Here is a 25,196-nt window from a genome sequence, read left to right as displayed (position 1 = left end):
TAATTTATAAATTATATTTGCCCAATGCAATTATCAGTTATTATCTTAAATTACAATGTACGCTATTTTTTAGAGCAATGTGTTCGGTCTGTACTTGATGCAATTTCTAATATTGATGCTGAAATTATTGTTGTGGATAATAACTCCTCTGATGGTAGTGGTATGATGATGCGTGAATTATTTCCTTATATTAAATATATAGATAATAATGCCAATGTTGGTTTTCCAAAGGGGAATAATATTGGAGTCTCGCATGCTAAGGGGGAGTATATATGTATTTTGAATCCAGATACGGTGGTGGGTGAAACCACGTTTGTAAAACTTCTCTCATTTGCTTCTAAGAAACAAAAAATGGGAATTGTCGGATGTCAGTTAGTTGACGGAAAAGGACAGTTTCTGCCTGAATCTAAAAGAGGAATTCCAACTCCTTGGGTCTCTTTTTCTAAGGCTATGGGCTTAAATAAAATCGCTCCAAAATCTTCTTTTTTAAATGCTTATTATGCACCACATCTATGTAAGGATGAGAGTGGAGAGGTTTCCGTTCTTGTTGGAGCTTTTATGTTTATGAGAAAAGAGCTGTATATTGAGTTGGGAGGGTTTGATGAAAGTTTCTTTATGTATGTTGAAGATACAGATTTGTCTTACAGGGCTATTAAGAGTGGTTATAAGAATTATTATAAACATGATGTTGTTGTTATTCATTACAAGGGAGAAAGTACTGTAAAAGATGCTTTGTATATGCAACGCTTTAGAAAAGGAATGCAGATTTTTTATAAAAAACATTTTTCGGAATCTTATTTGTTCGATGTGTTTATGCGTATGGGGTCTTTTTGTTTTATGTTGGCAAAAAAGCATAAAAAGGTAAAAGAGGAAAAGTTTCCAGATAAGATAATTCTTGTTTCTGAAAATAACTATTTATTAGAATGGGGAAAAAAAAAATGGGACTGTGATATGATTATGGTTTCTAACTTGTTGAAACTACAGAATCTTTTGAAGCGATATGAAGGATTATATATTGAAATTGTTTTTGATGGCGATATGTTAAGCAATGGCGATATGATATTATTTATGAAATCTAATACGGATAGAAAAAGGACTTTTAAAATAAAACCAAAGGATACTTCTTATTTAGTAGGAAGTAATAACAGTAATGATCATGGTAAGATTATAAAAATAGATTATCAGAATTTTGTAAATGATTACAATAAGTCGGAAATATTATTAAATTTGTAATTTAATAAGGTAAATACAACTTCAGGTTATAGATATGGCAAGATTTGAATTGAAATTGCCCAAAATGGGCGAGAGTGTTGCAGAAGCAACAATTACAAATTGGTTGAAAAATGTAGGGGATACAATTGATGCAGATGAAACGGTTTTAGAGATAGCAACTGATAAAGTTGATAGTGAAGTTCCTTCAGAAGTTGCAGGTACCCTAGTAGAAGTACTATTTCAAGTAGATGATGTTGTTCAAGTAGGACAAACCATTGCAATTATAGAAACGGAGGGAGAGGGAGATACTGTTAATATATCATCGGTGACTAGTGGGGTTGAAGCTCCAATAGCAAAAATCGAACAATCTGTTACTGACGCAAAAGCAACTGTTGAGGCTTTAGATTTTTCTAATTCAGAAAAATTCTTTTCACCTTTAGTGAAAAACATAGCTAAAGAAGAGGGAGTTAGTATCCAAGAACTTGAACAAATTGGTGGAACTGGTAAAGATGGTCGAGTTACTAAAAATGATATTTTAGAATATATCAAGAATAGAAGTAATGCACCAAAAGTGACAGCTGTTGCTGTACCTGTAGCTCAAAAAGCTGTACAAGTTTCAAAAGCTGCTCCAATATCGGTAAACGGAGGAGACGAGATTGTTGAGATGGATCGTATGCGTAAGCTTATATCAGGATATATGGTTAAGTCTATACAGACTTCAGCTCATGTTCAATCTTTTATTGAAGTCGATGTTACTAATATAGTTAACTGGAGAAATAAAGTTAAAAACTCTTTTGAAAAAAGAGAAGGAGAGAAGCTTACTTTTACTCCTATATTTATGGAGGCAGTAGCGAAAGCATTAAAAGATTTTCCTGGAATGAACATTTCAGTGGAAGGAGATTATATAATTAAAAAGAAAAATATTAACCTTGGAATGGCGGCAGCATTACCTAATGGAAATTTAATTGTTCCTGTAATTAAAAATGCAGATCAATTAAATTTAGTTGGAATGGCTAAAGCTGTTAATGATCTTGGAAATAGAGCTAAAGCTGGTAAGTTAAAACCAGACGATACTCAAGGTGGGACTTATACAGTTACTAATGTAGGAACTTTTGGAAGCGTATTTGGTACACCAATATTGAATCAGCCAGAGGTTGGAATTCTGGCATTAGGAGCTATACGTAAAGTTCCAGCGGTTATAGAGACACCTGAAGGGGATTTTATTGGAATTCGTCAGAAGATGTTTTTATCGCATAGTTATGACCACAGAGTCGTTGACGGAGCTTTAGGAGGTGGATTTGTGAAACGTGTTGCTGAAATTTTAGAAGCATGGGATATAAACAGAGAAGTTTAATAGAACATCGATAAATAGTAAAAAGCGGTTCCTTTTCAGGAACCGCTTTTTTATTTGAATAAATTTTGTGATTAGAATAGTTCATCATATTTATATATGTGATAGTCATTCACATATATTTACTTAGTTATATTTGTGTAAAAAAGATTAAAACATGGAGAAAGCAGTTTTAAATTGGAGTACTGGAAAAGATGCTGCATATGCTTTATATAAAGTTCAGTTGGAGGGAGTATATAGTGTAGAGAGGTTAATAACCACAGTTAATGAGAAAGTGAAGCGTGTTTCAATGCACGGTGTTAGGGAGGAGTTGTTATTACGCCAAATTAAAGCGTTAGGGATTGATGGAGATATAGTTTATTTGAACGAGAGTATTAATATGGTGGACTATGAAATTCAAATCAAAGAATATTGGCATAAATCAAAAAATGTAGGAATAAAAAATAGTGTTTTTGGGGATATATTATTAGAAGATTTAAAAACACATCGTAAAAAACAACTTTCTAAAATAGGAGTAACTGCTGTATTTCCATTATGGGATAGACCTACATCAGAACTCGTGAATGAAATAATACAAATAGGAATCAAAGCAATTGTTATATGTGTCAACGAAGCATATTTGGATAAAAGCTTTATCGGTAGAACAATTGATAAACAGTTTATTGATGATTTACCGGAAAATGTGGATCCATGTGGTGAAAATGGAGAGTTTCACACATTTGTTTATGATAGTCCTAATTTTTCAGAACCCGTTTCATTTGAGTTAGGAGAGGTAGTTTATAAAACCTATGATATTACTGTGAAGAAAGAAGAAGAGGTGGAGGTGGAGAGATTCGGATATTGGTTTTTAGATTTACTTTAACTAAGAAGATAAATGATAAACTAAAAATCGAGAAATTCTATTATGCTATCTGATGGTGTAAAAGTTTTTAGTATCTCTGGGTTAGTATTTGTATAAAAAGTTGAGGTACCGATATTGGTTGAATCGGATAAAAGTTCAGATTCTAATAAAATATGTTTTGTTTGTTTAGCAACTGCTTTACCAGAATCAATAATTATTATGGATTTTGGTATTAAAGTTTCGATAATAGGTTTTAAATAGGGGTAATGAGTACATCCAAGTACTAAAGTGTCTATACCTTTCTGAACCATAGGCTGCAGGTAAGAATTTAATAGCTCAATCATTTGAGGACTATTAATCTGGCCGGTTTCGATCAGTTGAACAAGATTATAGCCTATTTGCTCGTATATCGTTACATTAGTATAGGATTTTACCTTTGAAGCAAATAAGTCGCTTGAAATAGTTCCTTTGGTAGCTAATATGCCTATTTTAGAATTCTTAGTTAAGGATGCGGCAGGTTTAATAGCTGGTTCGATTCCTATAATTGGAATGCTATTATAGTATTCTCTTATTTCGTTAATTGCATTAGTAGTCGCTGTATTGCAAGCAACGACAATTAGTTTGCAGTTTTTTTGAATAAGTAGATCTATGTTTTTAAAGCAAAGACTAATTATTTCATCTTTGCTTCTTTGCCCATATGGAGCGTTAAGACTATCCGCTAAATAGATGGTGTTTTCATTGGGCAATAAAGTATGAATTTCCTTCCATATCGAAGTGCCTCCTATACCTGAATCAAAAAGTCCTATTGGTTGTCTGTTTCGCATATGCAAATATAAAAAAAACTGCTCATCAAGTAGACGAGCAGTTTTTAATAAATAGTACGATAAGTAAATTAATTATTTTACTCCTAATTCTTTTTTAACATCAGTCAATAGATTGGTTCCTTCTGCCATAATAACACCTGAACCAATAGTAGAGTCTAATACATAATCAAATCCTTGTGCTTTCGCAACTTTATGAATTGCTAATCTAGCTTTTTCAAATATTGGTTGAGTTAACTCAACTTCTTTCTTCTGTAAGTCTTGTTGAGCTGTAGTTTGAAACTGTTGAAGTCTTTGTTGTAGTTCTTCGATTTCAGCTGCTCTTTCTTGGTTTTTTATATCACCTGCTGTTGCAGCTTCATCTTGGTACTTCTTGATTTTATTTTGATATTCTGTCATCATTGTTGAAAAGTCCTTTTCGTAATTTTCACCAATTTTTTTCAAGTCTTCACCAGCTTTTTTCATTTCAGGTAATTCTGTTACTAGCTCTTGAACATTGATATGAGCCACTTTTGACTGAGCCATAACGTTTGATTGACTAACTCCAAAAAATAACACTGCTGCAATTAATAAAGATTTTACTTTTTTCATTTTACTTGATTTTTGATTTTATAATATTATTTGTTTTTGTTTTATTTTCCTTGTTTAAGACGCTCTTCTTTTAATCGTTCTAATTCTTGTTTTCGCTTTTCTTGCTCTTCAATTTGTTTTTGACGTCTTGCTTCTTGTGCTTTCTTTATTTCTTCTATTTTTTCTAATCGTTCTTTAAGAGCTTCATCTTTTTTCTTTTGAATCTCAGCTTGCTTTTGTTTAAAGAACTCTTCTCTTTCTTTTTTAATTTTTTCTAAATCTACTGAATTTTCGCTTTTGTTTTTATTTTGTAAAGCATTAATTCTTTCTTGTTTTTCATTCTCTAGTTTTTCTTGACGTTTTATACGTTCTGCTTCAGCGGCGTCTTTCTGACGTTGTATTTCTTCGAGTTTTTCTTGTTGAAGTTTCTTTCTTGCTATTTCTTGCTGAATTTTTTGTTCTTCAATTGCTTTCTGCTTTTCAGCTATCTCCAATCTTTGCTTTTCAATTTTAGCTTGTTTTTCTAGCTCTAATTGTTCTTGCTTTATTTTTAATTCATCTTGAACTCTCTTGCGTTCGTTCTCTATTTCTTCTTGTTTCTTTTTAAGCAATTCTTGAGCTGCTAGTTTTTTTTGTTTTTCAACGTTTAAATCATTGCTTGCAGTGTTTTCCGCTTTTGAATCTTTTTGCTCTTTTTCAAATGCTTTCTTTTTAGCTTCCTGTGCTTCTCTACGTTCACGTCTAACTTCTGCTATATCATTTTGACGATCCTGTTCCTCTAACAATTCAACTTGATTTCCAGAAAGATTTTGTCTTCTCTTGGCTTGAACCATTCTCTGTATAACTAAATCACTAATATCGTGCCGTTTTTTAGCAACAAGCATAGTTGCTTCTGAGGATTTATCTAATACATAGTCGTATTTTCTAGCGTCGGCTATATCTTGAACGGTTGCAAACACTTGGTCTTGTATGGGTTTAGCGAGCATAATCTTTTGATTAATTAAATCGCCATTAGTACCAAATATTTTTTGTTGATAATCTACTAGTTCCTTTTCAAGGATGTTGATGTTTTCCTCTCTTTCTTCAATTAGTTCACGAGTTAAAAGAGCTCGTTCAGCTGCCAATTCGTCTTTATGTTCTTTTATAATAGCTTTTTTAGCATCAACTTCGTTTTTCCATTGATTGGCTTTGTTTTCCAATTGCATGGTTGCTTCAATATATTCAGGAGTACGTTTTAAAATGTACTCCATGTCTATATAAGCAACACGAGCACTTCCTGCTTGTGCAAAAGTTGTGATGCTAAAAAAAATACTTACTAAAGTAGTAATTGCTAATTTCATAACGTTACCTAATCAAATTCAATTTTATGCCATTTGACATTAAAACTGTTGCCCTAGTATGAAATGTGGCTGCCAACCGCTCTTTTGATTTTGTCCTGGAGCTGCGTCGAAACCATAACCAAAGTCTATTCCAAGCATTCCAAACATTGGCATAAACACACGTACTCCTAAACCTGCAGAACGTTGCATATTGAATGGATTATAGCCTTTAAAAGAGTCGAAAGCAGATCCTGCTTCGGCAAAAGTTAATACAAATACAGAGGCATTTGGGTTTAATGTAATAGGATAACGTAATTCAGCAGAGAATTTATTGTATATAGTACCACCAATTTGTTCTCCTCGGTCGTTTAAAGGTGTTAATGTCTGATTTTCATACCCTCTTAATTGGATAACTTCACGTCCATCCAAAGAAAAGTTTGCTAATCCGTCACCTCCTAAATAAAATCTCTCAAAAGGAACTATACCTCTGTCATTATTGTACGCTCCCATAAAACCAAATTCGGCTCCTGTTCTCAATACTAGTTTATCGTAGATTGTAGTGTACCAATCTCCTTTGAATTTAAGTTTGTAATACTCTAACCAATTGAAGCGTTTTTGATCTACTTTTCCTTGATCAGCTATACCATCTCTGTAATCTTGAACTGGAATACCTTGCGCATTGATATAAGATCCATCAGGAATTGGAACACCAGTTTCTGGATGTACTCTCCCTTTTGAACGATATTTGTATTCCTCTAAATTTTCTAAGTTTTTATAATCAACTTTATTAAATAAAGAATAAGGAGGAGTGAATTTACCACTTACACTAAAATATGAACCAAAGGTTGGGAAAATAGGGTCGATACCTCTATTGTCTCTTCTTAGTTCAATTTCATAAGCAAGGTTTCTTGCTGCCCCATCACCAAAAGTAAATAATCCTGTATTATAGTTTTTCATATCATAATATTGGAAACTAATAGTGTGATATAAAGTGAAGAAATCGTCTGGAACAGACAATTGTTTTCCAACTCCAAATGATAAAGTGGTTATGTTAAAACCTTTACTTCTGTCGACATCTCTAGAATAGTAATCATAAAGATTTTGCCTACTATGAGCAATTGTTCCATAGAAACTCAACGGTTTTTTTGCATTCAGCCAAGGCTCTGTAAAACTTAAACTATACGTTTGAAAATAAGTACTTCCTTGAAGACGAAGTGCCATTTTTTGCCCATCTCCCATAGGGAAAGGTTTGTATGCTTCTTTATTGAAAAGATTTCTAACAGAAAAGTTGTTAAATGATAAACCAAGGGTTCCAATGAAACCACCTCCACCGTATCCACCTTGAAGCTCTACTTGACTTGATCCTTTTTCAACTACTTGCCATTCTACGTCTACAGTACCTGATGCAGCATCTGCATTTTTAATCTCAGGATTGATTGCTTGTGGGTCAAATATTTGGAGTGATGCTAGTTTACGAATTGTTTCCATAACTTGTGCCTTACTCCATGTTTCGCCTGGTCTAGTTTTTAAATCTCTGTAGATAACGTGGTCGTGTGTTTTGTCATTCCCAACTACTGTAATGTTGTTGAATTTGGCAATAGGCCCTTCCATAATTCTAATTTCAAAATCAATCGTATCATTTGCTGTACGAACTTCTACAGGAGTTATATTTGAAAATAAATATCCGTTATTTTGATATTGATTTGATATGTTATAGGAGTCTGGGTTTGTTTTGTCATCGATTCTCTTTTCTAATAACACACCGTTATATACCTCACCCTTTTCGATTCCTAGAATCTGATTAAGTTGTCTGTTGGTGTAAGCTGTATTTCCAAGATATCTAATATCTCCAAAATAATATTTTCGTCCTTCTTGAACGTCTATATTAATGGCAATTCTATTTGTTTTAGGATTGAATTTGGTAGAATCTACTATTACGCGAGCATCTCTGTATCCATTTTCTTTATATTTTTCAACCAATTTGGTTAAGTCTTCTTCATATTTATTCTGTATGAATTTAGAAGATTTTAAAATACGTAGAGGATTAAGAGGACTTCTTTCTTTAGTTTCCTTCATCGCTTTCTTTAGAGTACGATCAGTTAGCTGCTCGTTTCCTTCGAAGTTGATTTTAGAAATACGTACTTTTTTACCTTTATCTATGCTCAAAACCATATCTACTCTTCTTCCTGTAGAATCAGGAATGGTTTGAATAGCTACTTTAGTATTGTAAAAACCGTCCTTTCTATATTTATTAAGAATGTAGTTTTTGGTGGTAGTAATTAAATTTTCATTTACAATTTTACCTTTAGTTAACTTGCTTTCTTTAAGAATAGTTTCCGTCTTAGCTTTACGTAAACCTTTGATTTTAGCCTCATTTAAACGAGGTAACTCATTTAAAGCTAGTTCTAAATTTATGGTATCTCCATTAATGGAGGTTTCGTATATGTTTATGTCTTTGAAAAAACCTAATTTCCATAGCTTTTTTAAAGCATCCGAAATTTCCTCACCAGGAATTGTAATCTCTTGTCCTTTGTTAAGTCCTGTAAAAGTAACTACTGTTTGTGGATTGTAATTCACCTTACCAGTAACTTGAATGTCGCCTAAAACGTATTTTTTAGGTGATTCGAAGTGATTTTGTTCTTCTTGGGCGCTAGCTAAACTATATACACCTAAGCTTACTAGGACAAAAAGAGTTTTGATGCCTTTTTGAAACATTATAATGGGATTATTTAATTTGTTCACTTGTTTTTCCAAATCTTCTTTCTCTGTTTTGATAATTTAGTAGTGCCTGATATAAATGGTCTTCCGTAAAGTCTGGCCATAATACTTCTGTAAAATAAAGTTCAGCATAAGCAATTTGCCATAATAAGAAATTGCTTATGCGTTGCTCGCCACTAGTGCGAATAAGAAGGTCAACATCAGGCAAATTATGCGTGTAAAGATGCTTATTAATAATTGATTCGTCAATATTGTCTTCAGAAATTAAGTTATTTTTAACTTTAGATGCAATTTCTTTAACGGCATGAATTATCTCTTCTCTAGCTCCGTAACTTAAAGCTAATGTAAGTCTCATTCTTTTATTGTTTTTTGTGGCATCAATGACACTTTGAAGCTCTTTATGGACCGGTTCAGGAAGTTTTTCTAAAGAACCGATAGCATTTAATGCGATGTCATTTTTCATGAAAGTATTTAGTTCTTTCTTTAAAGATTTTACTAATAATTTCATTAATGTATCGACTTCTAGTTTAGGTCTGTTCCAATTCTCTGTTGAAAAAGCATATAAGGTTAGGTTTTCAATACCTAATTCAGCACATGACTTAACTGTAGTTCTTACGCTTTTTGCTCCGCTTTCATGCCCAATAGTTCTTAATAGGCCCTTGAGTTTAGCCCATCTTCCATTTCCATCCATTATGATGGCCACATGTTTAGGTAGTTTATTGGGTTGTAGTTGATCTTTTAAATTCATGTATTATGGGGTGCAGTAACAAGGGTTTTTTCCAAAAGTATATGTTAATGTGATACCACTGTAAAAGTACCAATCATTTGATTGTTTATTGCCAAACGAATATTTTTCCGAGTCATCAAAGTTAGGTTTACTACCGTCTAAATTGTCTGTGAATGTATATCTAGCACCTAATTCTGCGCTAATAATAAAGCGCTGAGCAATTCTAGCTTTTACTCCAGCAGAAAAAGGAATGGCTAATCCGTATTTTTTATTTTCCTTGTCTTCTATCAGTTTATTGTTTTTAAAATATAGTTCATTGAATTGTAGTCCGCTAATTCCTACATAAAGAAAGGGAGTCAAAGCAAAGTCTGGTTGATGAAGGTCAAATTCAAAATAGTTGAATTCTAATCCTAAACTCAATTCTTTAATGTTGTTTGTGAAGCTATAGTCTCTCGTTCGTCTACTTCCCATCCCAGACTTGGCGTCATCACCTGATATCTTTAGTTGTGTGAAACTAACTTTATAAGAATGCCTAGGGCTTTTATTCCATCTGTAAGTGAAGTTATAACCTAGGTCCTTTGGAGAAATGTAATTAGTAGAGCCAATGTCTCCAACATAGCTAGAACCTCCGAGACCAATCCCTATCTCATGGATTTGTGCCTTTGCAAGTCCAATGCTTAATGTTGCTATAAGGGTTAGAATGGTCTTTTTCATTTGTTAAAATAATTGCAAATATACTAATATAGAGAATTAAAAATGTTTTTTAAGGTTTTATTAAAAAAATATCTTCTAGTTATGATGGTAAACGAGATAAGTGGTTTAAAATTATTCGCTATATCTAATTTCTTTTATCTTCTCCCCATAAAAGTTTGTTTCTTAGTGTTTTGATGAAGCTTTGTTCTGGGAATTCAACCATGTTAATGGTAAAAGGTGCTTTTGATATTAAAATCTCGGTTTCATTATCTACTGCTTTGGTACCAGAATCTAAAGAGATTAAAAATTGCGGTTCTCTTGTGGAAACCTTCATTCTTATTTCGGTTTGATCTGGGATGACTAAAGGTCTTACATTTAGATTGTGGGGAGCAAGTGGTGTTATTACAAAGCAACCCGTTTCAGGAGCTATGATTGGGCCTCCACAGCTAAGAGAGTAACCAGTGGAGCCAGAAGGGGTAGAAATTATTAAACCATCAGCCCAATATGAAGCAAGAAATTCACCGTCCAAATACGTTTCAATAGTTATCATGGATGTTGAATTTTTTCTTGAAACGGTTATCTCATTTAAAGCAAAATTCAAATCAAAAATAGTGCATTGATCTGGAGTGCAATTTAGACTCAAAAGAGAACGTTTTGATAGTCTAAAATGGCCAGTATACAGTTTAGGAAGTAGTTCTTCAATTGCATTTTGTTGTACATTGGCAAGGAAACCTAGCCTTCCTGCATTAATACCAATAATAGGTATGTTTTTGTTTTTAACATAATTCGCTGCGCGTAGTAAAGTTCCGTCTCCTCCTATTCCTATGAAAAAATCTATTGATTCATCTAAACCTTTGTGGCTATTAAAAGTTTGATAAGAATCGGAAATAATAGTGTTTTCTAAAAGTAATTTGTAAAATTCCTCTTCAAAAATCACTTCTGATTGATGTTTGTCGAAAACTCTAAAAATACGATCAATTATATCTTGTGTAATTGGTTTGCAGCTTTGTCCGTAAATGGCGAATTTCATATAGTTTGTTTTGTTTTTGTATTCTTTATAAATAATTTAAAGGGTAATAACTTTAAATATTTAAGTATTTTTGAAGGTATTCTGAGTTGTCTGAGATTTTATTCTGAAAACTATCTTCAAGATGTTTTGAAATGATTTCATAATCAAATCTTCTTAGGTCTTGTATTATCTCAGTATTATTTAAACCATTTGTTTTAACTAGTATATTGCAGAAATTGTTCTCAAATGAGATTATGAATATAGAAAGCAATTTGGCATTGTTGGATTCGATAATTTGACATATCTGACTAAAGCTATATTCAATACTTGATTTCTGAATAACAATAGTAGTTCCTTTTTCTATAAATGACGGTATATTGTCCCAAAAACCTAAGACGTCTTCTTTACGATAAATACCAAGTAACTTGCGATTTTTATCAATCGCAGGAATTATATTGCTGTTGTTGTGCATGAAATTCTCCCATAATAGTGCCCAGTACGTAGATTTTTCGGTTGAGAAATATTGGAAATTCATTTTAAGTTCCCCTAATAAAGTATTGTTGGTTTCTAATATAAGATCCTCTTTGGCTATATTTCCAATCCATAATTCGTCTTCTACAATAGGAAAGTGTGAGAAATTGTTTTTTTCTATATATTTTAAAAGAGTTGCCACGGTAGTGTGGGAATCAACTACAGGGATTTGATTCTGTAATAAATACGTGACGTCTTTCATTGTTAAAGGGTTTTCAGACTGCAAAATAATCAAAAATATACCAATAGACCTTAATAATACTTCGTATTTTTGTTTTTAAAAATTAATGAAATGACAAAATTATCTGTTAATATCAATAAAATAGCTACACTAAGAAATTCTAGAGGAGGTAATGTGCCAGATTTACTGCAAGTAGCTAGAGATGTTCAACGCTTTGGAGCACAGGGTGTAACTATACACCCAAGACCAGATGAAAGACATATTCGATATCAAGACGCTCGTGATTTGGTCAATGTAGTTTATACAGAATATAATATTGAAGGGAATCCTGTTGATGATTTTATGAATCTTGTACTTGAGACAAACCCCACTCAGGTTACACTTGTGCCTGATGCTGTGGATGCTTTAACCTCAAATGCGGGTTGGGATACTATAAAACATAAAGGTTTTTTGAAGGAGATTATTCAAGAATTTAAAAGCAAAGGTATAAGAACTTCTATTTTTGTTGACCCAGTTTTAAGTATGATTGAAGGTGCAAAGGAAACTGGAGCTGATCGAATAGAGTTGTATACAGAAGAATATGCAGTTCAATATAGTTTAGGTAACGAGCGAGGGATTGAATCCTATGTTGAGGCATCTGTCTTAGCAAACGAATTGGGGTTAGGTATTAATGCGGGACATGATTTAAGTTTAAATAATATTGAGTTCTTTAAAAATAATATTCCAAACTTATTAGAGGTGTCAATTGGGCATGCACTAATCGCAGAATCTCTTTATTTAGGAATAGAGAATGTGGTAAATATGTATATAAGAAAAATGCAATAATGAAAGAAATGGTGTATTCGAAAGTAGAAGGTAGTGGAGAAGCATTCTTAATTCTTCACGGCTTCTTAGGTATGTCAGACAATTGGAAAAGTTTAGGAATAAAATTTGCCGAAGAGGGGTTTGAGGTTCACATGTTGGATATGAGAAACCATGGAAGAAGTTTTCATTCTGATGCTTTTACGTATACTGATATGGTTCAGGATGTTAAAGATTATATGGATGCGAATCAATTGGAAGAGGCTGTTGTGTTAGGTCATTCAATGGGTGGTAAAGTAGCTATGCAATTTGCGGTGAGTTATCCTGAAAGAGTAAGTAAGCTGATTGTAGCTGATATTTCACCAAGACAATATGCACCACATCATCAAGAGATTTTGGCAGGTCTTAGTGCGATTGATTTTTCTTTAAAACCGTCTAGAGCTGAGGTCGACGAAGTGTTAAGTGCTTATGTGCCAGATTCGGGAACAAGACAGTTTTTGATGAAGAGTTTGTATTGGGTGGAACCCGGACAATTGGGGTTTAGATTTAATTTAAAAGCGTTTGTCGATAGTCAAGAAGTCATAGGAGAAGCATTGCCTGCAGAAATGAGTTTTGAAGGACAAACGTTATTTTTAAAAGGAGCTAATTCAAATTATATTCAGAGCAAAGATGAGGAGCTAATATTAAAACATTTTCCGAATTCATCTTTAGTTGAAATTGCAAATGCGGGACATTGGTTGCATGCGGAAAATCCAAAAGATTTTTTTAGTGAAGTGGTGCGATTTTTAGCGCTGTAGTAGATGCTTTTAAAAAATATATGCTATAAATTTATCTTTAATAAAGGAAAAAGGTCGGAAGAAATTCTGACCTTTTTTTTTAATCTTGTTTTTGAGCTATCTATAATTTGATTTCTTTATTTAAAGACGATTGTTTTTCTATTATTAAGGTTCTTTATTTTGGAATTTTGATCAGAATGAAAGTTCGTTTTCTGAGTGTGTATTTGTGTTTTTTCACTATAGGATTGTTGAAAATAAATACGAAAAAACTTGTGAAATACTTATAAAAGTTTAAATTTGATACTAACAAACATATAAAAAACTATTAATTATGGTCAAAAGGATAATTTCATTAGCAATGATCTCTTTAGTGGCATCAAGTGCTTTTGCAGGTGGATACCGCATTAGTATGCAAGGTCAAAGACAGTTAGCGATGGGACACACAGGAGTTGCTGTAATTGGAAATGCAGAAACTATGTTTTTTAACCCAGCTGCTTCTGTTTATTTGGAAGATAGGTTTAATTTTTCAGCAGGAATGACAGCACTTGTTGCTGATACAAAGTTTCAAAATGAAACATATAATTGGGAAAATAGCACCCAGAATATAGGTACACCATTTTATGTTTATGGTTCAGCTAAAATCACTGATTGGTTGACAGCAGGATTAGCTGTTTATTCACCATATGGAAGTGCTGTTGAATGGGACCGGGATTGGCAAGGGTCTCATTTGGTAAATAATATAGATTTGAAGGCCATATACTTTCAGCCTACCATAGCTGTCAGAATAGGAGATCATTTTAGTTTTGGAGGAGGACCTATTTATGTCAACGGAGGAGTGGAGTTTAATAGAAACCTTTCTCGTAGTATGACTGATGAATCTGGAAACCGAACAGATGTTACTATCGAAGCGAAGGGTGTTCATGCTTGGGGGTATACTGCAGGATTCTTGGTGAGTTTGGATGAACATTTTAGAATGGGATTGAATTATCGTTCTGAAATAATTATGAAAGCAGATGAGGGTAAAGCCAAATTTAATGATGTTCCCGCTTTTGGAAAAGATATGTTTGTAGATGGCGGTATTAAAGCTTCGATGCCATTACCTGCTGAACTAACTGTGGGGGCTTCTTATGAATTTAACAAGTGGTTGTTTGCCTTTGATTATAATAGGACTTATTGGAGGGCCTATGATGCTCTAGTTATAGAATTTGATAATCCTGCAATTGGGACATCAGTTAATCCAAGAAATTATAAAGACTCTAGTACATATCGTTTAGGAATGCAATATGCAGCTAATGATAAATGGGATTTTAGGCTTGGATGGTATTATGATGAGAGTCCTGTACAAGATGGTTATTTCGCACCAGAAACTCCGCGTAATGATTCACGTGCTTATACAGGTGGGCTTACTTATACTTTTGCTAATAAGTTCGCTGTAGACTTTGTGGTTTCTTACTTGCATTTTAGTGAGACCAATAATTCATATGATTATTACATGGAAGATGGGAATCCTGTTTCGTTTGGAGGGACTTATCTTTCAAGTGTCTTTGCTGCAGGACTAGGATTATCTTATAGTTTTTAATAGTTAAAAGTAAATATTATGAAAAAAAGATATATTTATGCGTTGCCACTTTTTGTTATAGCTTTAGTGTCATGTGAGCCATCGTTCGATAATGAGATAAATGCAGATACTTATACGAACGGAGATGCAGATTTCTCTGTATATGTTGCAGTGGGGAATTCATTGACTTCTGGATTTATGGATGGAACTATATTTAAGTCGGGGCAGCAATATTCTTTTCCGAATATTTTAGCCAAGCAATTCGAAGTTGTTGGTGGCGGCTCTTTTACACAACCGTCTTTTGAAGATGATATTTCGAATGTTGGAGGATTGTTGTTAGGGGGAAATCAAATACCAGGTGTGTCTACTCGATTGATTATGAATATGGCGACTAGTTCTCCAGAAAATATAAAAGGTACACCTACTATTGAAGTGTCAAAATTGCAAGCGAGAGCTTATAATAATATGGGGGTGCCCAATGCAAAAGTTTTTCATTTGTTGCTAAAGGGGTATGGTGATATAGCAGGTGTTGCAAATAAGACGGCTAACCCATATTTTGTTAGACATGCAACCCAACCTTCGGCGTCGGTTTTGGAAGATGCGATGAGTATGAAGCCTACTTTTTTTACAAACTGGATTGGAGCAAATGATGTGTTGTCTTATGCTACGTCAGGAGGGGAAGGTGTTGATAGAGTAGGGAATCCAGATCCGAGAACTTATGGTGGGAATGATATTACAGATCCAGGATTGTTTAGTGTGGCTTATAAGCAGATTGTTGATGGTTTAACGGCTAATGGAGCAAAAGGAGTGGTGGCTACTATTCCAGATGTAACTTCAATTCCTTTCTTTACAACGGTTCCTTATAATCCGATTACTGTGGAACTTTTGGGAGGACCTGAAAAAGTAGATGCATTAAATCAATTCATTGGGTTGTTTAAACAAATATTAGGAAGCCAAGGACAAGGAGATAGGCTTCAGTTGTTGTCGAAAAATACACCTAATCCTTTGTTGATACAAGATAAGGGATTGGTAGATATGGCTCCAGTTTTGAAAGTTGCTTTAGCTAATGCAGGGTTAGGATTGCCTCAAAGTGCTATAGATTTTATAGCAAATGCATATGGTCAGGCTAGACATGCAACAGCCAAAGATTTAATGCTTTTGACGAGTAAAGCTCAAATTGGAGCAGCTGCTTTTGAACCTACCGGTGTAGAATTAATTGATATGTTGAACGTTAAAGGAGTTACGTACCCTATAGGAGATCAATTTGTATTGAATCAAGTGGAGCAAAGTACTGTAAAAACAGCTACTATTGCCTTTAATAATATTGTCAGATCGGTAGCTGCTGATAAAAACCTTGCGGTTGCAGATATGAATGCTATTTTGAACAAAGCTGTAGTTGGTATAAAAGTTGCAGATGGACAGATTTATACGGCAGATTATTTTACAGGATTGGGTAATTTGAATAAGGTGATGTTCTCGTTGGATGGGGTTCATCCAAATGCGAGGGGATATGCTTTTGTTGCTACTGAAATCTTGCATGTAATTAACAAACATTATAATGCAAAAATTCCTTTAGTGAATCCAGGAGCTTATCCAGGACCTACATTATTACCGAGTAACTAATTAATTTAAATAAAAATGTTATGGAATTTGTAATTAGATTATTGTTGACTACTGTAATTGTGGTCTTGTTAGCGAATTTTTTACCAGGTGTTACAATAGACAGCTTTACAACAGGATTGTGGGTAGCTGTGGTGTTGGGGATTTTAAATATGTTTTTAAAACCCATATTGATTTTCTTGACATTACCAGCAACAGTGATTACATTAGGATTGTTCTTGTTTGTTATAAATGCCGTGATAATAATGTTAGCTGCCTACTTTGTTGGAGGATTCCATGTTTCAGGATTTTGGACTGCTTTGCTGTTTAGTATTGTTTTAACCTTTGTTCAATCGCTTGTGAACGGAATGTTTCAAAAGAAAGAAGCTTAAAATTATAAAACTTTTCTATTAATTGAAATACAAACAGTTAAAAACTTGGTTGGGTTGTAAAAATAATTTATTTTTGCAACCCAATTTTATTATGTAAATAACTCTTAAAATGAATATCACAAGAAATAATGTAGATGCTTTGAATGCAATTGTTACTATTGAGCTTGCAAAAGAAGATTATCAAGGTAATGTAGATAAGGTTCTATCTGATTACAAAAAGAACGCAAATGTTCCTGGGTTTAGAAAAGGAGCAATTCCAATGGGGATGATTAAAAAACAATATGGTAAAGCTGTATTGTTTGAAGAGGTTAATAAGATTTTGCAAGACAAACTAAACAATTATCTTGTAGAAGAAAAGTTGGATATTCTTGGAAATCCTCTACCAGTTCTAAATGAGAATTTTGATTGGGATGCTGAGGTGCTTTCATTTGATTTTGAATTAGGGCTTGCTCCTGAATTCACTGTTGATTTAGAAGGGAAAAATAAAATCACGAAATATACTGTGATTGCTGACGATGCAATGCTAGATGAGCAAATAGAGCATATTCAAAAACAATACGGAAAGTTAGTTTCTAAAGATGTAGTTTCGGAAGAAGATGAAATGGCAGGTGTTTTTGTTAATGAAGAAGCTGGGGTTAACAGTGAAGTTACTATCCCAGTAACTGCTTTTAGAACAAAAACGAATCAAAAGAAATTTATTGGTAAAAAAGTTGGAGATCAAGTAACTGTAAATACTAAAGGATTGTTTGATGATGAACATAAATTGATGCAGTACTTAGGGTTGGATCATGATGCTGTTCACGGATTGGAAATCGATGTGGTTTTTACAATAAATGAAATCAATGTTACTGAGAAAGCCGAGTTGAATCAAGAATTTTTTGACAAGTTGTTTGGTGAAGGAAAAGTAACTTCAGTAGAAGAGTTGAAAGAAAAAATCAAAGAGGATGCAGAAAAGCAATTTGCTACTCAAGCTGATCAAAAATTCATGAATGACGTATTGGAGCATTTGATTGAGTCTACTGAGTTTGATTTGCCTTCTGAATTTTTGAAAAAATGGTTACAAACTGCTGGTGATACTCCTATGTCAGAAGCTGAAGCGGCAGAAGAATATGAAAAATCAGAAAAAGGTTTGCGTTATCAGTTGATTGAAGGTAAGATTATGACATCGAATGATCTTCAATTAAATTTTGAAGAAATCAAAGAATACACTACTGGATTAATCAAACAGCAAATGGCTCAGTTTGGACAAGCAGATCCTTCTGATGCAGATGTAGAGAACATTGTTGGTAGAGTTTTATCTAATCAAGATGAAATGAAACGTATCTCTGAACAGGTTATGAATGAGAAAATGTTAGCATTGTTCAATGATAAAGTAAAAGCTAAAGTTAAGGAGATTCCATACAAAGATTTCGTTAAGGAGCTTTACGGAGAATAATCTTTTTAAAAAAATAACTATATTTGAGCGTCTTTCTGATTTTTCAGAAAGGCGCTTATTTTTTCATATAATTTAAAAAAGTAATTATGGATTACGGTAAAGAATTTCAAAAGTTTGCTACTAAACATCATGGTATTAATAGTATGTATTATGATAAGATTGTAAGTAGTATGACTCCTTATATAATTGAAGAACGTCAGATGAATGTTGCCTCTATGGATGTGTTTTCGAGGTTAATGATGGATCGAATTATATTTTTGGGAACGGCAATCGATGATTATGTGGCAAACATAATTCAGGCTCAATTACTTTTCTTGGAAAGTGTTGATAGTTCAAAGGATATAAGTATTTATGTAAACTCTCCAGGTGGGGGGGTGTATGCTGGTTTGGGTATTTATGATACTATGCAGTTTATTAAGCCAGATGTAGCTACTATCTGTACTGGTATGGCAGCTTCAATGGGGGCAGTTTTGCTTTGTGCTGGTGCTGCTGGTAAAAGGTCGGCATTGCCACATTCGAGAGTGATGATACATCAGCCTTTAGGAGGGGCTCAAGGGCAGGCGTCAGATATTGAGATTACTGCAAGAGAGATAATGAAGTTGAAGGATGAGTTGTATGAAATTATTGCAAAGCATTCAGGACAGACTATGGAGAAGGTTCATCATGATAGTGATCGTGATTACTGGATGATAGCTCATGAGGCAAAGGCTTATGGAATGATTGATGAGGTTTTAATTAGAGAATAACTAAATGGCAAAAGAAGAAATGAGATGTTCGTTCTGCGGACGTCCTAAGTCAGATACAAGTATTTTGATAGCAGGTGTAGATGCGCATATTTGTGATCGTTGTGTGGAGCAGGCTTATGGGATTGTTATTGAGGAAGAAGAAGGTGTTGAGTTTGAGAATTTGTCGAAGGAGCTTTTGTTGAGAAAACCGATGGAGATTCGCTCTTTTTTAGATGACTACGTTATAGGTCAAGAACAAACAAAAAAAGTGATGTCTGTTGCTGTTTATAATCATTATAAGCGACTGTTGCAGGAAAAGGAGCAAGATGATGATGCGGTTGAGATTGAAAAGAGTAATATCTTGATGGTTGGTCAGACTGGTACAGGTAAAACGTTGGTGGCGAAAACTATTGCTCGTATGTTGGATGTTCCTTTGGCTATAGTGGATGCAACTGTATTAACAGAAGCGGGATATGTAGGGGAGGATGTTGAAGGTATTTTGACTAAATTATTGCAAGCTGCGGATTATGATGTGGAGAAGGCAGAGCGAGGTATTATTTTTATAGATGAGATTGATAAAGTTGCAAGAAAAGGAGATAATCCGTCTATAACTAGAGATGTTTCTGGTGAAGGGGTGCAGCAGGCTTTATTGAAGCTTTTAGAGGGTAGTATTGTAAATGTTCCACCAAAAGGAGGAAGGAAACATCCTGATCAAAAGTTTATAGAGGTTGATACAAAAAATATTTTATTTGTTGCTGGTGGGGCTTTTGATGGTATTGAACGTATAATTTCTAAGCGATTGAATTTTCAAGCTGTTGGGTATGGTTCTTCAAAAGAGAATGAGCAGTTGGATAGAGAGAATTTGATGCAATATATTATACCGAAAGACGTGAAAGATTTTGGATTAATTCCGGAAATTATTGGGCGTCTTCCGGTGTTGACTCATATGGATCCTTTAGATAGAAAGACGTTAAGAGCTATTTTAACGGAGCCTAAGAATGCGCTTATAAAACAGTATGAGAAGTTGTTTGAGATGGATGGTATCGCATTTACAATTACGGATGAAGCATTGGATTGTATTGTTGATAAGGCTCTAGAGTATAAGCTTGGGGCTCGTGGATTGAGGTCTTTATGTGAGGCTATTTTAACTGATGCAATGTATGAATTACCTAGTCAGACAGAGGTTAAAGAGTTTTGTGTTGATTTGGAATATACACAGAATGCTTTAAATAAAAATTTGATGCAACGCTTGCAGGCGGCATCTTAAGTTTTTAAACATAAAAAAAGGACGGAGATTATCTCGGTCCTTTTTTTATGTTTTAATGCGTGATTGAGTTTTTGTGCTTGTTAAGGTGAATAAAGGGGGTTTTAGCGACATTATGTATTGAGTGAGGCCTATGTATTGATTGCAGAGGATATTGGCTTAAAGTTGGTCTATGGCTTTTACGGCAGTGGTGGGGAATACGTCGGCTAGGTCTGGGAATACGTCGCTAGTGAAATCGAGTATCTCTGCTTCTAAGAATCTTCGTTCAACTTCTTCTATACCTTTTTGAAACCGAAGTTCTGTATTGAATTTTCTGCTAGTGGCATAAATATTGTCTTCGATAGCAAGTTTGAAGAAGAACTTTCCACTTGGTGTTCTGAATTTATAGAATGCTACTCTGTCGATGTTTTGTTTTAAAAAGTTTATGGTCCCATGAATGGCTTCCTTGCTGGTGTATTCCATGCTAGTGAGAACTGTGTTTCCTTTTCTAGAATTAAAGGTGTATTTGAATTTGCCGTTTTCTTTGAGGCTAATGACGAATGCGCTCATATTATTTAAAATACAAGTATTAGGTGTTATTTGTTTGTCTGATTTTTTGGAACTGCACCCTTGGGATAGGGCAAAAAAAAATCCTAAACAAAACTGTTTAGGATTTTTGTACTCGAGGCGGGACTTGAACCCGCACGAACATTACTGCTCACTGGATTTTAAGTCCAGCGTGTCTACCACTTCCACCACTCGAGCAAATACTTTTATGTTGAGCGAAAAACGGGGTTCGAACCCGCGACCTCAACCTTGGCAAGGTTGCGCTCTACCAACTGAGCTATTTTCGCGTTTAATCTCTTTAAGAATGTTTCTTTCTGAGAAGCGAGTGCAAAGTTAGAAATGTTTTTCTTTTTTGCAAAGCTTTTGTAAAATATTTTTTTTTAAAGAACGTGCTTTACTTCTGTATTGCGAGTGCAAATATAGAAGCTTTTTCGAACAAAACAACGTCTTCAAGGAATAAAATTCAATATTTTTTTTAAGAGCTTGATTTGTAGGTGGAAACAAATGTGTTTTTTTTGAAATTGAATGCAAGTTTTGTTTGTATTACTTGAAATGTGGTATAGAGAAGCTTTAAATATTTTGTAAAAACTCGATTTCAGCAATAAGTTTCAAGATATAATAGAGAGATTAGGCTGTCTTAAGATGTTTTTTAAGCTAGAAACTCTTAATAAATGGTAGGAAATAATTTTAAAAGGGTGAAAATAGTTTGAAAAACATTGGTTTTTGGTGTTGTTTTCGATAACAGAAGGTGTTTTTAAATGGAAGATTAGGCTTTAAGTGACATTAGTTTTAAAGAAATTTTAAACAGTAAATAAAAAAACCTCATAAGTGAAAAGTGCTTATGAGGTTTTTGTTAGTCTTGTTAGTATATTTTATTTGTCGAGTAGCTTTTTTAATTCACTGAGTTTCATGAGTGCTTCGATAGGAGTAAGAGTATTAATATCTAAAGAACCAATTTCTTCTTTAATAGTTTCCAATAAAGGGTCTTCTATATTGAAAATACTTAACTGTAATTCTTCTTCTAATGGTTTTAATTCAACATTTCCGCTATGAGAGCGCTCAAGTTGTTTTAGCATTTTTTGAGCGCGCAGAAGTACGGTTTGTGGCATTCCTGCCATTTTTGCAACATGTATTCCAAAACTATGTGCGCTTCCTCCGGGAACAAGCTTTCTTATGAAGAGAACATTGTCCTTAAGTTCTTTTACAGAAACATTAAAGTTTTTAATTCCTTCAAATTGTTCTTGCATTTCATTCAGTTCGTGATAATGGGTTGCAAATAATGTTTTTGGTTTTGCAGGGTGTTGATGAAGAAATTCAGTAATAGCCCATGCTATAGAAATACCGTCATAGGTGCTGGTTCCTCTTCCGATTTCGTCAAGAAGCACCAAGCTTCGGTTTGATATGTTGTTTAATATGGAAGCGGTTTCATTCATTTCTACCATAAAAGTTGATTCACCCATGGAGATGTTGTCAGATGCTCCTACTCGTGTAAATATTTTATCAACTAATCCCATCTTTACAGAACTTGCTGGAACGAAACTCCCCATTTGTGCTAATAAAACAATAAGAGCAGTTTGCCTTAATATTGCAGACTTACCTGACATGTTTGGGCCGGTTATCATTATGATTTGTTGGTTTTCGTTATTTAAAAACACGTCATTAGTGATATAGGGTACATCATGAGGAAGTTGTTTTTCAATAACTGGATGTCTCCCGTCTTTAATATCTAGAACAAAACTATCGTCAATTTCAGGGCGAACATAATTGTTGTCCAAAGCCAATTGAGCAAATGAATTTAAACAGTCTATTTGAGCGATTAGGTTTGCGTTATCTTGAACCTGTTTAATGTATTGTGCGCACCATAAAGTAAACTCTTCATATAAAGTACTCTCAAGTTTTGCTATTTTCTCTTCTGCACCTAATATTTTGTTTTCATACTCCTTTAGTTCTTCTGTAATATAGCGTTCTGCATTGACTAGAGTTTGTTTTCGAATCCAGTCTTGTGGTACTTTATCTTTGTGAGTATTTCTTACCTCGATGTAGTAGCCAAATACATTGTTAAAAGCGATTTTTAGCGATTGTATCCCTGTTTTTTCACTTTCTCTTTTTTCCATTTCGTCTAGGAATGATTTTCCGGACGTTGAAATGGCTCTTAGCTCGTCAAGCTCGATGTTGATTCCTGTTGCAATAGCATTTCCTTTAGAGATAGATACTGGAGCTTCTGGGTGTATGGTTGTTGCAATTTTTTCTCGAAGTAATTCACAGTCATGCAGTTGTTTTCCAATCGATTTTAACGAGGTATTGCTACTTTGTTGGGCCTCTGATTTTATTGGAATGATCGCATCTAAAGATTCTTTGAGATAAAGGAATTCTTTTGGAGAAATCTTACCTATGGCAACTTTAGAAACCAAGCGTTCTAAATCCGATATTTGTTTTATCTGATTTTGAAATCCTTGTAGTAGTTCCTTGTTAGAAGTTAGTACCGTAACTACCTCGTGACGCTCTTTAATTTTTGATTCTATTTTTAGAGGTAATGCCAACCAACGTTTTAGTAAACGACCTCCCATAGGAGAGTTCGTTTTGTCAATAATATCTAAAAGCGTGATGGCATTTTGATTGGCGCTATGATATAATTCAAGATTTCGAATAGTGAAACGATCCATCCAAACATATGCGTCTTCTGCAATTCTTTGGATGTTTGTTATATGTTGTATTTTAGTGTGTTGCGTTTCTGATAAATAATGTAAAATTACCCCACTCGCTATAATTCCTTCTAATAAACTTTCAACTCCAAAACCTTTTAGGGATTTCGTTTCAAAGTGTTGAGTAAGTGATTCGAAAGCAAAGTCTTCTTTGAAAACCCAGTCATCTAGGTAGAAAAGGTTGTAGTTAGGTCCAAAAGCATGTAGGAAATGATTCTTTGTGTTTTTTTGAACTAAGACTTCACTAGGACTAAAATTTTGTAAAAGTTTATCTATGTATTCTTCATTTCCTTCTGAAGTTAAAAACTCTCCTGTTGAAACATCTAAAAAAGCAATTCCAATAGCTTTTTTTCCAAAGTGCAATGCTGCTAAGAAGTTGTTGCTTTTTGCGGTTAGTACTTCATCATTTAGAGCTACTCCAGGGGTGACCAATTCAGTAACACCTCTTTTAACCAGTGCTTTGGTGGTTTTTGGATCTTCTAATTGATCGCAAATCGCCACTCTTAATCCAGCCTTGACTAGTTTAGGTAGGTAGACATTGATGGAGTGATGGGGGAAACCAGCAAGTTCTGTTTCGCTAGATGATCCAGCTCCTCTTTTGGTAAGTGTGATGCCTAGTATTTTGGCTGCTCGAACGGCGTCTTCTCCAAAAGTTTCATAAAAGTCTCCAACTCTAAAAAGCAGGCATGCATCTGGATACTTGCGCTTAATATCGTTGTATTGTTTCATTAAAGGTGTCTCTTTTGGAGTGGTTGCTTTGGCTGCCATAAGTATATTTAAAAATTATAAAACACAAATATAACTATAGATTTTGGAATCTATAGTTTAGACATGTATTCTAATCTAGGTAATATTGAATATGCTTAGTTTAATGGGATATTGTAATGTCTCTTAAGACTTCGAATTCCCATTGAAGTAAGAACAGTGATTAGTAGACCTATAAAACACCCCAATGTAACAGAAATAATTCTTGCAAATGGTGCTATCTCAGCTTGCTCAAAATGGGGTTGCACCATAATGATTAGTAGAGCAACAAGTGCAACACGGGCCATATTCATTATTTTAAAAATATAACAAATACCAATGGTGGCCAATATTCCTAAAATGGTAATACTAAAAGTAGGAGCATGTAAAAGCAAACAAAATAATCCTACTATAGAGCCTATTAGATTAGATTTAAAACGTTCGATAGATAATCTCCTAGAATCTTTTCCTTCGGGGGAAATTACTAATATAATACTAATTAAGGTCCACATAAGTTCATATTCTGGGAATCGAATATATAGTTCATATCCTATTAAAAAGCCTAAAACACAACGTGTTGCATAAATAATGGGAGGAGATGTAATGATAAACTTAATGGGAGAACTCAAAACTTTTTGAAATTTAAATGTAAAAAAGCAAAAATAACAAGCCTTATGTTTT

22 protein-coding genes and 2 tRNA genes are annotated in these 25,196 nt (G+C 34.0%); 11 read left to right on the top strand and 13 right to left on the bottom strand.

Annotation, left to right across the window (positions count from 1 at the left end):
- Window positions 1-24: 24 nt before the first annotated feature.
- From BM024_RS04615 to BM024_RS04605, 3 genes are all read left to right on the top strand, one after another.
- Entirely contained in the window at window positions 25-1,233 is a 1,209-nt protein-coding gene (locus BM024_RS04615) for a glycosyltransferase family 2 protein (protein WP_090678280.1), read from the top strand.
- A 34-nt stretch (window positions 1,234-1,267) separates the two neighbouring features.
- Window positions 1,268-2,566, top strand: coding sequence for a dihydrolipoamide acetyltransferase family protein (locus BM024_RS04610; RefSeq protein WP_090678279.1), 1,299 nt, complete (start codon window positions 1,268-1,270; stop codon window positions 2,564-2,566).
- A 154-nt stretch (window positions 2,567-2,720) separates the two neighbouring features.
- A complete protein-coding gene (locus BM024_RS04605) occupies window positions 2,721-3,425 on the top strand; it encodes a Dph6-related ATP pyrophosphatase (protein ID WP_090678278.1) in 705 nt (234 codons plus the stop codon).
- 20 nt (window positions 3,426-3,445) lie between these two features.
- Here BM024_RS04605 and murI read toward each other — a convergent pair whose 3' ends face one another.
- The 8 genes from murI to BM024_RS04565 all read right to left on the bottom strand — a co-directional run bounded on the left by murI (window position 3,446) and on the right by BM024_RS04565 (window position 11,994).
- Window positions 3,446-4,228 carry a glutamate racemase gene (gene murI / locus BM024_RS04600; RefSeq protein ID WP_090678277.1) on the bottom strand — a complete coding sequence of 261 codons (783 nt, stop codon included), beginning with the start codon at window positions 4,226-4,228 and terminating at the stop codon, window positions 3,446-3,448.
- Window positions 4,229-4,300: 72 nt separating this feature from the next.
- On the bottom strand, window positions 4,301-4,816 hold the full coding sequence (locus BM024_RS04595) for an OmpH/Skp family outer membrane protein (protein ID WP_090678276.1): 516 nt from the start codon (window positions 4,814-4,816) through the stop codon (window positions 4,301-4,303).
- 41 nt (window positions 4,817-4,857) lie between these two features.
- Window positions 4,858-6,135 carry an OmpH family outer membrane protein gene (locus BM024_RS04590; protein WP_090678275.1) on the bottom strand — a complete coding sequence of 426 codons (1,278 nt, stop codon included), beginning with the start codon at window positions 6,133-6,135 and terminating at the stop codon, window positions 4,858-4,860.
- 39 nt (window positions 6,136-6,174) lie between these two features.
- Window positions 6,175-8,829 carry a BamA/OMP85 family outer membrane protein gene (locus BM024_RS04585; protein ID WP_090678301.1) on the bottom strand — a complete coding sequence of 885 codons (2,655 nt, stop codon included), beginning with the start codon at window positions 8,827-8,829 and terminating at the stop codon, window positions 6,175-6,177.
- A 10-nt stretch (window positions 8,830-8,839) separates the two neighbouring features.
- On the bottom strand, window positions 8,840-9,580 hold the full coding sequence (locus BM024_RS04580) for an isoprenyl transferase (protein WP_090678274.1): 741 nt from the start codon (window positions 9,578-9,580) through the stop codon (window positions 8,840-8,842).
- A 3-nt stretch (window positions 9,581-9,583) separates the two neighbouring features.
- Window positions 9,584-10,273 carry a type IX secretion system protein PorG gene (gene porG / locus BM024_RS04575; protein WP_090678273.1) on the bottom strand — a complete coding sequence of 230 codons (690 nt, stop codon included), beginning with the start codon at window positions 10,271-10,273 and terminating at the stop codon, window positions 9,584-9,586.
- A gap of 124 nt (window positions 10,274-10,397) precedes the next feature.
- On the bottom strand, window positions 10,398-11,282 hold the full coding sequence (locus BM024_RS04570) for an NAD kinase (protein WP_090678272.1): 885 nt from the start codon (window positions 11,280-11,282) through the stop codon (window positions 10,398-10,400).
- Between the two features lie 52 nt (window positions 11,283-11,334).
- A complete protein-coding gene (locus tag BM024_RS04565) occupies window positions 11,335-11,994 on the bottom strand; it encodes a CBS domain-containing protein (protein ID WP_090678271.1) in 660 nt (219 codons plus the stop codon).
- A 90-nt stretch (window positions 11,995-12,084) separates the two neighbouring features.
- Between BM024_RS04565 and BM024_RS04560 the strand changes: the two genes are divergently transcribed.
- The 8 genes from BM024_RS04560 to clpX all read left to right on the top strand — a co-directional run bounded on the left by BM024_RS04560 (window position 12,085) and on the right by clpX (window position 20,526).
- Window positions 12,085-12,798: a pyridoxine 5'-phosphate synthase gene (locus BM024_RS04560; RefSeq protein WP_090678270.1), complete on the top strand. Its 714-nt coding sequence runs from the start codon at window positions 12,085-12,087 to the stop codon at window positions 12,796-12,798.
- Window positions 12,798-13,571 (top strand): alpha/beta fold hydrolase, encoded by a 774-nt coding sequence (locus BM024_RS04555; protein ID WP_245753858.1) that lies wholly within the window; start codon window positions 12,798-12,800, stop codon window positions 13,569-13,571. The genes BM024_RS04560 and BM024_RS04555 overlap by 1 nt, the downstream gene beginning before the upstream one ends.
- A 310-nt stretch (window positions 13,572-13,881) precedes the next feature.
- The gene (locus BM024_RS04550; protein ID WP_090678269.1) at window positions 13,882-15,129 is read left to right on the top strand and encodes an OmpP1/FadL family transporter; all 1,248 of its coding nucleotides are present in this window, start codon (window positions 13,882-13,884) and stop codon (window positions 15,127-15,129) included.
- Between the two features lie 18 nt (window positions 15,130-15,147).
- Window positions 15,148-16,731, top strand: a complete 1,584-nt coding sequence (locus BM024_RS04545) for an SGNH/GDSL hydrolase family protein (RefSeq protein ID WP_090678268.1) — start codon at window positions 15,148-15,150, stop codon at window positions 16,729-16,731.
- A 20-nt stretch (window positions 16,732-16,751) separates the two neighbouring features.
- Window positions 16,752-17,099, top strand: a complete 348-nt coding sequence (locus tag BM024_RS04540) for a phage holin family protein (protein ID WP_090678267.1) — start codon at window positions 16,752-16,754, stop codon at window positions 17,097-17,099.
- Window positions 17,100-17,208: 109 nt separating this feature from the next.
- Window positions 17,209-18,534 carry a trigger factor gene (gene tig / locus BM024_RS04535; protein WP_090678266.1) on the top strand — a complete coding sequence of 442 codons (1,326 nt, stop codon included), beginning with the start codon at window positions 17,209-17,211 and terminating at the stop codon, window positions 18,532-18,534.
- Window positions 18,535-18,620: 86 nt separating this feature from the next.
- Window positions 18,621-19,280: an ATP-dependent Clp endopeptidase proteolytic subunit ClpP gene (clpP, locus tag BM024_RS04530; RefSeq protein ID WP_090678265.1), complete on the top strand. Its 660-nt coding sequence runs from the start codon at window positions 18,621-18,623 to the stop codon at window positions 19,278-19,280.
- A 4-nt stretch (window positions 19,281-19,284) separates the two neighbouring features.
- Window positions 19,285-20,526 (top strand): ATP-dependent Clp protease ATP-binding subunit ClpX, encoded by a 1,242-nt coding sequence (gene clpX, locus BM024_RS04525; protein ID WP_090678264.1) that lies wholly within the window; start codon window positions 19,285-19,287, stop codon window positions 20,524-20,526.
- Window positions 20,527-20,682: 156 nt separating this feature from the next.
- Here the strand turns inward: clpX and BM024_RS04520 are convergent, their stop codons facing one another.
- From BM024_RS04520 to BM024_RS04500, 5 genes are all read right to left on the bottom strand, one after another.
- On the bottom strand, window positions 20,683-21,072 hold the full coding sequence (locus BM024_RS04520; protein WP_090678263.1) for a hypothetical protein: 390 nt from the start codon (window positions 21,070-21,072) through the stop codon (window positions 20,683-20,685).
- Between the two features lie 109 nt (window positions 21,073-21,181).
- Window positions 21,182-21,267, bottom strand: a tRNA-Leu gene (locus BM024_RS04515).
- Between the two features lie 16 nt (window positions 21,268-21,283).
- Window positions 21,284-21,356, bottom strand: a tRNA-Gly gene (locus BM024_RS04510).
- Window positions 21,357-21,941: 585 nt separating this feature from the next.
- Entirely contained in the window at window positions 21,942-24,539 is a 2,598-nt protein-coding gene (mutS, locus tag BM024_RS04505) for a DNA mismatch repair protein MutS (protein ID WP_090678262.1), read from the bottom strand.
- A 95-nt stretch (window positions 24,540-24,634) separates the two neighbouring features.
- Window positions 24,635-25,144, bottom strand: a complete 510-nt coding sequence (locus BM024_RS04500; RefSeq protein WP_090678299.1) for an FUSC family protein — start codon at window positions 25,142-25,144, stop codon at window positions 24,635-24,637.
- Window positions 25,145-25,196: the final 52 nt, after the last annotated feature.

Origin of the sequence: Myroides guanonis, assembly GCF_900114085.1 — a bacterium.
Lineage (GTDB): Bacteria > Bacteroidota > Bacteroidia > Flavobacteriales > Flavobacteriaceae > Flavobacterium > Flavobacterium guanonis.
This window is presented reverse-complemented; position numbering and strand designations above follow the sequence as displayed.